Annotated in this window: 7 protein-coding genes and 1 tRNA gene; 3 read left to right on the forward strand and 5 right to left on the reverse strand. The window is 53.9% G+C overall.

The features are described 5' to 3' along the window. Position 1 precedes the first annotated feature (1 nt). Both alaS and recA read right to left on the reverse strand, forming a co-directional pair. Positions 2 to 2,656 (reverse strand): alanine--tRNA ligase, encoded by a 2,655-nt coding sequence (gene alaS / locus AC2T28_RS07305; protein WP_486748316.1) that lies wholly within the window; start codon positions 2,654 to 2,656, stop codon positions 2 to 4. Positions 2,657 to 2,803: 147 nt separating this feature from the next. After that, entirely contained in the window at positions 2,804 to 3,865 is a 1,062-nt protein-coding gene (gene recA, locus AC2T28_RS07310) for a recombinase RecA (protein WP_486748317.1), read from the reverse strand. Between the two features lie 194 nt (positions 3,866 to 4,059). Between recA and AC2T28_RS07315 the strand changes: the two genes are divergently transcribed. Beyond that, positions 4,060 to 4,653: a gamma-glutamyl kinase gene (locus AC2T28_RS07315; protein ID WP_486748318.1), complete on the forward strand. Its 594-nt coding sequence runs from the start codon at positions 4,060 to 4,062 to the stop codon at positions 4,651 to 4,653. A 14-nt stretch (positions 4,654 to 4,667) separates the two neighbouring features. On the opposite strand, the gene AC2T28_RS07320 is transcribed toward AC2T28_RS07315, so the two are convergent. From AC2T28_RS07320 to guaB, 3 genes are all read right to left on the reverse strand, one after another. Further along, a complete protein-coding gene (locus AC2T28_RS07320; RefSeq protein ID WP_486748319.1) occupies positions 4,668 to 6,974 on the reverse strand; it encodes a hybrid sensor histidine kinase/response regulator in 2,307 nt (768 codons plus the stop codon). 92 nt (positions 6,975 to 7,066) lie between these two features. Beyond that, positions 7,067 to 8,245, reverse strand: a complete 1,179-nt coding sequence (locus tag AC2T28_RS07325; RefSeq protein WP_486748320.1) for an RsmB/NOP family class I SAM-dependent RNA methyltransferase — start codon at positions 8,243 to 8,245, stop codon at positions 7,067 to 7,069. Between the two features lie 51 nt (positions 8,246 to 8,296). Next, positions 8,297 to 9,745, reverse strand: a complete 1,449-nt coding sequence (gene guaB, locus AC2T28_RS07330; RefSeq protein ID WP_486748321.1) for an IMP dehydrogenase — start codon at positions 9,743 to 9,745, stop codon at positions 8,297 to 8,299. Positions 9,746 to 10,004: 259 nt separating this feature from the next. Between guaB and AC2T28_RS07335 the strand changes: the two genes are divergently transcribed. Both AC2T28_RS07335 and AC2T28_RS07340 read left to right on the forward strand, forming a co-directional pair. Beyond that, positions 10,005 to 12,047, forward strand: a complete 2,043-nt coding sequence (locus AC2T28_RS07335) for an ASKHA domain-containing protein (protein WP_486748322.1) — start codon at positions 10,005 to 10,007, stop codon at positions 12,045 to 12,047. A gap of 61 nt (positions 12,048 to 12,108) precedes the next feature. Continuing rightward, positions 12,109 to 12,182: transfer RNA gene (locus AC2T28_RS07340), tRNA-Gly, on the forward strand. Positions 12,183 to 12,259: the final 77 nt, after the last annotated feature.

Here is a 12,259-nt window from a genome sequence, read left to right on the forward strand (position 1 = left end):
TTTACTCTCCCAACAAGTTTTCGGCAGCTTTGATTGCCGCATCTGAATTCGTTACATCCTTGGCACCGCCCTGGGCCATATCCGGACGACCACCGCCGCCCTTGCCGCCAAGCTCAACCACAGCAGCCTTGACCAGATCAACCGCGGACAGTTTCTCGGTCAGATCCTTTGTCACACCCGCAGCAACAGCGACTTTACCACCGGTATCTGCAATCAGAAGAACCGCACCAGAACCCATGCGCTCTTTGTGTTCGTCAATCAGCGCCGGAAGATCGCGGCCGGACACTCCGGTCAAAACCTGTGCCAGGAAGGAAACGCCGTTCACGTCTTTGGCTTCGCTGCCGACCTGCCCCGAACCACCGGCCATGGCAAGTTCACGACGCAACTGGGCAACTTCGTTCTGCAGGCTCTTACGCTCGTCCATCATCTGCTTAAGACGGTCCAACACATCATCCGGCTGAGCCTTCAGAGCCGTTGCAACAGCGCCCATTCGATTGGCTTCGCGCTCCAGGTGCGCAAAGGCAGCTTCGCCGGTTAGGGCTTCAATCCGGCGAACACCCGACGATGACGCACTATCGCCCAGCAGCACAAAGGTTCCGATATCACCGGTCTGCTTGACATGTGTACCGCCGCACAACTCGATTGAGTAAGTATTGCCATCACGGCCTTTGCCCGTGTCCGCCTGCCCCATGGATACAACGCGCACCTCGTCGCCGTATTTCTCACCAAACAAGGCCTGCGCACCAATCTCGCGCGCATCATCAGGTGTCATGATACGTGTCTCGACAACGCTGTTTTGGCGGATAAAGGCATTTACATCAGTTGCAACTTTGAACAGCTCATCGGCAGATAGAGCCTGAGAGTGGCTGAAATCAAACCGCAGGCGGTCATCAGCATTCAAGGATCCACGCTGAGCAACATGATCGCCCAGTGCATCCCGAAGGGCCTCGTGCAGCAGGTGTGTGGCCGAGTGATTTGCACGAATGGCCGAGCGGCGCGCGTGATCGACCTCTAGCTGTGCAGAAGTACCCGCATCAATCGAACCTTCGATGACGTCTGCGATATGAATAAACACACCTGCGGTCTTCCGGGTGGTGGTAACCTTGGCTAGCCCACCCTCGGTTTTGATCACACCGCTATCGCCAACTTGACCGCCGGATTCAGCATAAAACGGGCTTTGGTTCAGAATGATTTGAACAGCCTCACCTTTCGTAGCAGTCTTAACAATTTCCCCATCCTGAACCAGAGCAGCGATTTGTCCTTCGGCCACCTCGTTGTCGTAGCCCAGGAAATCTGTTGTTCCGTGCTCTTCTGCTATATCGAACCAGATGGTACTGTCAGCAGCTTCACCCGAGCCGGTCCAGGCTGCGCGGGCCTTGGCTTTTTGCTCAGCCATGGCGTTGTCAAACCCATCGCTATCAACCTCACGGCCTTTTTCTCGCAGGGCGTCCTGTGTCAGATCCAATGGGAATCCAAAGGTATCATACAGTTTGAACGCCGCAGCGCCGGGCAAAGGCGCACCGGTTTCAAGTGATCCCAACTCATCATCCAGAAGCTTCAAACCGCGCTCCAGGGTCTGCTTGAAGCGTGTTTCTTCCTGTTTCAGGGTTTCCGTGATCAAGGATTGCGCCTGCCCCAGTTCAGGAAAGGCAGCGCCCATCTGCTGGACCAGAGTTGGTACCAGTTGGTGCATCACAGGATCTTTGGCCCCCAGCAGGTGCGCATGACGCATTGCGCGACGCATGATCCGGCGCAAAACATAGCCCCGGCCATCATTAGAGGGCATCACACCGTCAGCAATCAAGAAAGACGTCGAGCGCAGGTGGTCAGCAATGACACGGTGATGCACATTTTGGTCGCCGTACGGGTCAACCGAGGTCACGTTGGCCGAGGCTTCGATCAGAGTTTTGAACAGATCAGTGTCATAGTTGTCATGGCTGCCCTGCAACAATGCGCCGATACGTTCCAGCCCCATGCCGGTGTCGATCGACTGCATATCCAATGCCTTCATCGATCCGTCTTCGAACTGCTCATTTTGCATGAACACAACGTTCCAGATCTCGATAAACCGATCACCATCCTCATCCGGGCTGCCCGGAGGGCCACCGGGAATGTGATCACCGTGGTCATAGAAGATTTCGGTGCATGGGCCACAGGGGCCGGTGGGGCCCATCTGCCAGAAATTGTCTGATGTCGCGATCCGGATGATGCGATCTTCGGGCACACCGAGCTTTTTCCAGATCTCAAACGCCTCATCATCAGTATGATAGACGGTGGTCAGAAGGCGGCTCTTGTCGATGCCAAATTCTTTGGTGATCAGCTCCCACGCATAGGTGATCGCCTCTTCTTTGAAATAGTCGCCAAAGGAGAAGTTCCCGAGCATTTCAAAGAACGTATGATGGCGCGCGGTATAACCAACGTTATCAAGATCATTGTGCTTGCCCCCGGCGCGTACACATTTTTGCGATGTGGTTGCGCGTTGGTAATCGCGTGTTTCCACGCCCGTGAACAGGTTCTTGAACTGCACCATGCCCGAGTTGACAAACATCAGTGTCGGGTCATTGCGCGGCACCAGCGGGCTGGAGGCAACAACTTCGTGACCTTGTTTGGCAAAGTAGCTCAGAAAAGTGGATCGGATGTCGTTCAGAGTTGGCATGTTTTTATCTCGTGACGGGCTTTGGACAGCGTTCTGAGAAGATGTAACTGTCGCGCTCAATACTGTCCACAGTTGCTGACAGACAAAGCCAAAGGAAAAAGGGCGCAGCATGTGCCGCGCCCCTCTAAAACATGTTTATTCTTTAGCTCAGGCTTCAAGAATGTCGTCATCGCCTGTTTCTGGGCGGTCAAACTCAAGCCCATGGGCGGCGCGGATCTTATCCTCGATATCAATGGCGATATGGGAATGTTCACGCAGATAGTTCTTGGCGTTTTCACGGCCCTGACCAATGCGCTCATCACCATAGCTGAACCAAGAGCCGGATTTATTGACCACTCCAGCTGTCACGCCCAGATCCAGCAGCTCACCCATCTTGGAAATGCCTTCACCATACATAATGTCAAACTCAACCTGTTTGAACGGAGGCGCTACTTTGTTTTTAACAACTTTCACCCGAGTGGCGTTGCCAACGATTTCGTCACGGTCCTTCAGCGCGCCAATCCGGCGAATATCCAAACGCACGGACGAGTAGAATTTCAATGCGTTACCACCGGTTGTGGTTTCTGGTGAGCCAAACATCACACCAATTTTCATCCGGATCTGGTTGATAAAGATAACCATACACTTGGACTTGCTGATCGAGCCAGTCAGCTTGCGCATAGCCTGGCTCATCAAACGAGCCTGTACACCAACGCTGCTGTCACCCATGTCTCCTTCAAGTTCCGACTTTGGGGTCAATGCCGCAACCGAGTCGACAACCACCATATTCACGGCGCCAGAACGCACCAATGTATCGGTAATTTCCAGTGCCTGTTCACCGGTGTCGGGCTGCGAAATCAGTAACTCATCCAGGTCAACTCCCAGCTTGGCCGCGTATTGCGGGTCCAGCGCGTGCTCGGCATCCACAAAGGCACAAACGCCCCCCTTTTTCTGCTGCTCAGCTACGCAGTGAAGGGTCAAAGTGGTTTTACCCGAACTTTCCGGGCCATAGATTTCAATAATACGCCCCATCGGCAAACCGCCAATGCCAAGCGCGATGTCCAACCCCAGAGAGCCAGTCGAGCTGGCCTCGATCTCTTGAATGGCACCGTCGCCGAGCTTCATGATCGAGCCCTTGCCAAACTGCCGTTCAATTTGCGCCAGAGCACTATCCAGCGCTTTTTGCTTGTCGCCGCTTTTCTTGTCTTTCATGGTCAAAAGATCCGCCATTTCCCTTTGTCCTTCTCTATGTGTCACACCCTTAAGCGGGCGGCAATCACTGCTTTGTTCGACTTTTGTTCCTTATGGGGTTAAAACGAGAACATTGCAAATGAAATCTTCCCTCCTTTACTGTTCCTCAATACTGTTAAAGAGTGGTTTACAAACATTAACCAAACGCTCAACTCGCTGGAACCCGTATTAATATGCTGGTATTTTTCAAAGAACGCCTTGTTCTACTTTCAGTTCCAAAAACGGGAACCACGGCATATCAGTCCGCCTTGCGAGATCGTGCTGACATGGTGATTTCAAATCCACCAGAACTAAAACATGCGCCGGTATACCGCTATAATCGCTGGGTTCGACCCATGTTCCAAAAGGTCTGCAATGCAGAAATGGAGTTGATTGCGGTGATGAGAGAGCCAATCAGTTGGCTGGGAAGCTGGTATAGATACCGCCAGCGCCCCTTTGCCAGCGGCAAAAGTAATGCCACCCATGGTGTAACATTTGACGACTTCGTCCGAGCATATTGCAAAGGTGACAAACCAGATTTTGCCAATGTTGGCAGTCAGGCCAACTTCCTTAAAGCCCAGCCAAATGGTTGCGCGGTGACGCATTTGTTCCAATATGAAAACCAAGCCAAGCTCATCGGATTTCTGCAAGAACGCCTGGACACCACCATTGTGCTAGAGCAAAAAAATGTCAGCCCAACACTGGAGCTGCCGTTATCAGCCAAAACCGAAGCCGTATTGCGCCGCAAATGCGCAGCAGAGTTCACTTTGTACGACAGCATAACCTAACGGCGGCACACCAATTAGTTAAGTTGCTCGTGCACAGTGTCAGTAAGCTGGTTCAAAGAGAAGGGTTTGGGGAGGAAGACCGAGTTCGGAACATTCGGCTCAGATTCACCAAACGCGCCTTCTGCATAGCCGGAAACAAACACAACACGGGTGTCAGGGCGTGTTTTCAACGCTTCACGCACCCAGCTAGGGCCGTCCATGCCTGGCATCACTACATCAGTAACAAAGACATCGACGTTCAGTCCTGGGTCTTCCAGGGTGCGCAGCGCATCCTCGGCGGATTCAGCTTCCAATACCGTATAGCCACGCAGCCGCAAGGCGCGGGAGGCAAAGGCACGCACAGGTGCTTCATCTTCAACCAGCAACACCACACCTTCGCCATGTTTGGCTGCGCTGTCTTCTGTCTTGGGTTTAACGGCTTTGGCCGACGCGGCTAGCGCGACATGAACGGGGAAGTAGAGTGTGAATTCGGTTCCGGCCCCCTTGATCGAGTCAACAAAGATGTAACCGCCGGTTTGTTTGATAATGCCATAGGCCGTAGATAGGCCAAGCCCAGTGCCCTCGCCAGTACGTTTGGTTGTGTAAAATGGCTCAAACACCTTCTGAAGTTTGTCAGGGTCGATCCCTTCACCTTCATCGAGTACTTTAACAGTGACCCAATCACCGGCCGGAACACTGGCGCGATTGCGCTCCAGGGGGCGATCCAATGACACCACCTCGGTTTCAATGCGGATTTCCCCGCCCTGAGGCATGGCATCACGCGCGTTTACAACCAAGTTCATCAACACCTGCTCAAGCTGACGCTTGTCCGCACGAATGGACTTCATAACCGGATCATGGCTCAGGGTCAGCGTAACCTTCTCTCCAACCAACCGGTTTAACAGATGGGTCAAGTCAGACAGTGTATCACGGAGGTCCAGAACCTCGGGCAACAGTGTTTGCTTACGTGAAAATGCCAACAGCTGACTCACCAGAGCAGCAGCCCGGTTGGCGTTTTCATGGATCTGGATCAGATCCCCATAATCCTGATCGCCCTGATCATGGCGCAGTAGCAATAGGTCGCAGTGCCCAGAAATGGCCGTCAAAAGATTGTTAAAATCATGCGCAACACCGCCAGCCAGCTGACCAATCGCCTGCATCTTCTGGCTTTGCACAAATTGGGCTTCCAGCGTTTTAAGCTCAGTTGCGTCATTCAAAACTGCAATCAAAACCGTTGTGCCATCTTCCACCGCCCGGCTCAGCGTGACCTGAACAAACACTTCTTTGTCACGACGTGAAAGACGCAGAAATTCTGATTTGTTCGGTGCTAGACCTTCGGCCGTGTCACGCAGCCAATCGGACATTGGCCGCCCAAGGCCCTCCATGAGCTGGCCCAGTTTCATATCGTTGCAATTGGCAACACCCAACAACCCAAGTGCTAGTTTGTTGACCGAAAGAACTTCACCGCTGGGGGCAACCTTCAAAAACGGTACCGGCAGGTTTTCAAAACTGGTGCCACTGTCCGAAACATCAGCACTGTCAGTTTCCAGGAAATACAGCTCGTTGCGTCCCTGGGTGCGTGAATTTTCAACCACAAGCGCCTGAATTGGCCCATTGGACGTGGTCAAGGTGTTGATCTGTCCGGTCCGCACTGGCAGGTCGACAAACAGCCGGTCCAACGACTTGGCCCGCCCACCAATGAGTGCGCGCGCAGCTTCGTTCATGAACAAAACTGCGCCAGTACGCCCAACCGTCATCATCGGGATTGGAATGCTCTCCGCGCTTCTTCCCGAACTGTTTTTGTCAACGATATCTTCGACACGCCACAAAAAGCTGCCACCATGCATCTGGTGTACTGCCAGCCGAACGTGGCCACGGCGGGTAATAACGTCTTCTTGTGCAGCGCCTTCGGCCCGGGCGCGGCTTTGCAAACGAAACAGTACAGCCGACGGATTGGCCAATACAGCACGCAGGGTCCCAGCCAATGTCTCTTTGTCGGCATCTGAAAAACGTTTTTCAGCGGCGGCATTACACGCATGAACAAAACCGTCTTCATCTGCGACAAAACTGGGGCTTGCGTCTTTTTCGATAAATCCCGTTAGCAGTTCCGTTGCCATGGCGCGCGCGCGCAGGCGAATTCGTGCCTGTGCAGCCATCATCGCGGCCACGGCCACCAACGTTAGCCCAACCGCAATTAACCCACGTTCAACCCAATCTGGCCAGCCAAACACCCAGGATGCCGAACACATCATAACAGCCAAAAGCACAGTAGCGGCTAAGCGTGCATTTTCGGGCGGCGAAACACGCAGCTCTGGTACAGGAGAATTTTGGCGACCGATCATTACGGCTCCATTCGCTGGATACATTGCTGCTCATATCGAAGCAGATAAGGTTAAGGCGGCGTTAACAATATACCGCCTTAACCTATAAATACCTAACAATCGGTCATATCACGCGTCAATATGGCGACATAAAACCCATCTGTTCCATTTTGCACCGGCCAAGAGTGTTCAGACAACAGCTTCCAACCTTTAGAGCGATGGATAAAGCCTTGGACCTGATTGCTATTTTCATCATCTAAAATCGAACAGGTTGCATAGGCCAAGACCCCACCTGACATCACTAGGTCTGATGCGCAGTCAAGAATTGAAGCCTGCGTTTCCTGCAGGTCTGCCAATTGGCCGACACTCAGACTCCATTTGCCTTCGGGTGAGCGACGCCACGATCCAGACCCCGAACAAGGCGCATCACACAAAACCAGGTCAAAAGCCGCTTGGCGAGGCAATTCCTCGGGACTAATCAGAGCTACGTTGGCCCCTGCCCGTTCAGCCCGCAGTGGCAAGTCGTTCATGCGACGCGGCGCAGTATCATGGGCAAACAAAGAGATCTTTGCACGCGCCGCCATCGCCAAGCTTTTACCGCCACCACCTGCACAGTAATCGAGCACTCGCATGCCATCCGCTAAGGGCAATGCCTCAACAACGGCCTGACTGGCGGCGTCTTGCAGCTCTACGGATCCTGAAAGATAGGCATCCGAATTTCGAATACGACGCGCGCCCTCAACCACTTCAAGCGCACCCGGAGTTGCCGGATGTGCGGTGCAGGTAACCCCATCCTCGGCCAGGGCCTCAACCGCTGCCGCCATATCTGACCGAAGCGTATTGACCCGCAAATGCACAGGCGCGCGTTGACGCAAGGCTAATGCAGCGTCGGCGGTATCATCACCCAGACTTGACGAAAACTGAGGCCAAAGCCAATCCGGAATATCCAAACGCTCAGCCTCTGATACAGGCGTTCGTCTATTCAAGCCTTCCTCTTCGGCGAGTGGCTGAGGTCCATAACCTTCACCGTTGAAAAAATCGTCGCTGTTCAGATCCTGCTCACGCAGTGCTCCCAAAATCAGGCCGCGTCCAGTATAGGCACCGCCCAAAGCCGCGTGTGAGCGTTTACAGCGCAATGCCGTAAAGACGTGATCCCGAACTGCAGCGCGATCCTTGGAGCCGGCATAGCGACTACGCCTGGCCCAACCGGTCAGCGCTTTTTCTGCAGCGTCACCATCCAAAATCTGATCCAGAATTTCGATGGCGGCCTGTAAACGGGCAGCGGGGGTCATCCCACTTCCCTCATATTTTCATTAGCAGTCATAATATACGCTTCCAAAGGGTCAACCGACCCGATAGTTAGGGCTTTCGCGGGTGATCTGAACGTCATGCACATGGCTTTCCTTCAGGCCTGCGCCGGTGATCCGCACAAACTCACAGTTCTTGCGCATGTCTGCAACTGTTGCACAGCCAGTATACCCCATCGCGGCGCGAAGCCCACCAACCAGTTGGTGAATAACTGTCCCGGCTGAGCCTTTGTAGGGCACCTGGCCTTCAATGCCTTCGGGAACCAGCTTGTCGCTTGCGGCGTCTTTCTGAAAATAGCGATCCGCAGACCCACGCGCCATAGCGCCCATGCTGCCCATTCCGCGATACGATTTGAACGACCGGCCCTGATACAGGATCACTTCGCCCGGGCTTTCATCAGTACCAGCAATCATCGATCCAACCATGGCACAAGACGCACCAGCTGCAATTGCCTTGGCAAAATCGCCCGAGAATTTGATGCCACCATCCGCAATCACCGGCACATCACCAGCGGCCGTAGCGCAGTCAATGATCGCAGTCAGCTGTGGAACCCCAACACCGGCAACCATACGCGTCGTACAGATCGATCCAGGACCGATGCCAACTTTGACAGCGTCAGCCCCAGCTTCAATCAGCGCTTTGGTTGCAGCACCGGTTGCAACGTTACCAGCAATGATCTGAACACTGCTCGACAGCGCCTTGGCGCGTTTCACCGCCTCGATCACGCCCTCGGAATGGCCATGTGCAGTGTCGATCACGACAATATCCGCGCCGGCATCAATCAATGCCTCAGTTCGTTCAAATCCAGAGTCACCTACCGAGCTTGCAGCAGCAACACGAAGACGCCCCAGATCATCTTTACAGGCTGAAGGGTTCAAAACCGCCTGTTCGATGTCCTTAAGGGTCAACAATCCCGTCAGCTTACCTTCACCATCAGTGACCAGCAGCTTCTCGATACGGCGCGCCTCCATCAGGGATTTCGCCTCAGCCAGATCGGCAGGTTCTTGCAGCAGTGCCAGATTGTCCGAGGACATCATCACAGAAACAGGAGTGCTATCATCCGAGGCAAACCGCATATCACGGTTGGTCACGATGCCCACAACACGCCCCTGTTCGTTCACCACAGGAAAACCGGTGACACGATAACGTTCCTGTAACGCCTTGGCATCCGCTAGCGTTTGATCCGCGGTCAAAGTAATCGGATTATATACGATCCCGCTCTCAAACCGTTTAACGCGGCGTACCTGCTTGGCTTGCTCTTCTGCGTCCAGGTTCTTGTGGATCACGCCCATACCGCCAGCCTGCGCCATGGCAATCGCCATCCGGGCCTCGGTCACTGTGTCCATTGCCGAACTCAGCAGCGGAATGTTCAAACCAATAGATTTCGTTACAAAAGTGCGCGTATCAGCTGTGCTTGGCAGCACGCTCGATGCCGCCGGCACCAAAAGAACATCATCAAAGGTAAATGCCTCACGAATCTGCATTTCATATCCCCATGCATAGCCCCGTTTGACGGCCACCCTATGGCATGGAAACCCTACAGTGGAAAGAGGAAACCCCCAAATTATCCACCTTACTCATGGAATATATCAGTCCCCCTCAAGATATGAGCCTAACTCAACATTTCACTTACATCTTTTCACACAAAATGCCGCTGCAAGACCTGAAAATGCCGTCACCCGGCTTTTGTTCATCGCGAAATAGAATATTGTCCGTTCAACAGCAAAATTCGAAAGCACGCGCATGAGCACCGATCCTCTCGTCGTATTCACCCCCTCAGGCAAGCGCGGGCACTTCCCTGTTGGCACACCGGTTTTGACCGCAGCGCGGCAACTCGGAGTTGATCTGGATTCCGTCTGCGGTGGGCGTGGTATTTGTTCAAAATGCCAAATCACCCCCTCATATGGTGAGTTCCCCAAGCACGGCGTGACGGTTGAACAAACCGCACTCAGCGAATGGAACGCAGTTGAACAGCGATATGACGACAAACGCGGGTTGACCACCGGCCGCCGACTGGGATGCCAGGCCACTGTTCAAAGCGACATTGTGATCGATGTACCACCCGAAAGTCAGGTCCATCGTCAGGTCGTACGCAAACGCGCCGAGGCACGTGACATCGAGATGAACCCGTCAACCCGACTGTTCTATGTCGAGGTCGAACAGCCCGACATGCACAAGCCTTCGGGTGATATGGAACGACTGATCGAAGCGCTTGAAACCCAGTGGGATTTGCAAAATGTCAAAACGGACATGCAAATTCTGCAATCGGTACAGCCAATTTTGCGCAAGGGAGATTGGAAAGTCACCGCTGCGGTGCACCTTGGTGACGAAAACCATCCGCCAAAAATCATGCATGTCTGGCCTGGGTTCTACGAGGGTACAATCTACGGCCTTGCGGTCGATCTGGGCTCAACCACAATCGCTGCCCACCTTTGTGATCTGCAAAGTGGAGAAGTGGTTGCTTCATCTGGTCTTATGAATCCGCAAATTAGATTTGGCGAAGATCTGATGAGCCGGGTTTCCTACTCGATGATGAATAAGGGCGGTGACCAGGAGATGACCCGCGCTGTCCGCGAGGGTATGAATACCCTGTTCGACCAAGTCGCATCCGAGGCCGAGATCGACAAAAAGCTGATCGTCGACGCCGTCTTTGTCTGTAATCCGGTCATGCATCACCTTTTCCTTGGTATCGATCCCTTTGAACTTGGTCAGGCTCCATTTGCCCTAGCCACCTCAAATGCGCTTGCTCTACAGTCCAGCGATCTTGATCTGGACATTCACCCGGCCGCCCGCGTTTATCTTCTCCCTTGTATCGCCGGACATGTTGGCGCAGATGCTGCCGCCGTTGCACTCTCCGAAGCTCCTAACAAAGCCAACGACTTAACGCTTGTAGTTGATGTGGGCACCAATGCCGAGATCTTGTTGGGCAACACGGATAAGGTCCTCGCCTGCTCCTCGCCGACCGGTCCCGCCTTTGAAGGCGCGCAAATCAGTTCAGGTCAGCGCGCCGCACCTGGCGCGATTGAGCGGATCGAGATTAACCCAGAAACAAAGGAGCCGCGCTTTCAAGTGATCGGGTCCGACATCTGGTCCGACGAGGATGGCTTTGCTGATGCTATCGCCACCACAGGCGTCACCGGAATCTGCGGCTCGGGCATTATCGAGGCTATTGCAGAAATGCGGCTGGCTGGCCTGCTGGATGCCTCGGGCCTCATCGGTTCTGCAGAGCAAACCGGAACCCCGCGCTGTATCGCAGATGGGCGTACCAACTCCTATATGGTTTGGGATAGCTCTGCTGATGGCGGGCCAGTGATCACTGTGACCAATCCCGACATCCGCGCCATCCAGATGGCCAAGGCGGCGCTCTACTCAGGTGCACGCCTGTTGATGGACAAGTTCGGCGTTGATCAAGTCGACCGCGTCGTTCTGGCCGGTGCTTTTGGCGCGCATATCTCTCCCAAACATGCGGTTGTTTTGGGTATGATCCCGGATTGCCCTCTTAATCGCATCACCTCGGCGGGCAACGCCGCCGGGACCGGTGCCCGCATCGCCCTGCTCAACACCAAGGCTAGAAGCGAAATCGAAGAAACCGTTCGCCAGATCGAGAAGATCGAAACGGCAGTTGAAACTCGGTTTCAGGAGCACTTCGTCAATGCCTCGGCCATTCCAAACGCTGTGGAGCCGTTCCAAATTTTGCGCAGCAATGTTTCACTGCCAGAGGTGAACTTTAACACCGGCGGTGGAGATGAAGCTGGCGGTCGTCGCCGCAGACGTCGCCGCAGCTGATCAATCTGAAGAATGGGGATTGACGCCTGCAAAGTGCGTGACTACCCATTCTTTAGACCAAGCGGGTATGGTGAAAAGGTATCACGCGAGCTTCCCAAGCTTAAGTTACGAGTTCGATTCTCGTTACCCGCTCCAGCAACCACAGTAATTCACATTGTGAATTTGTTGATGATCGTATTGCTGGCATCTACTCTAGCTAAATTAACTTACGA

The sequence above is a fragment of the Parasedimentitalea nitratireducens genome, from assembly GCF_057444295.1.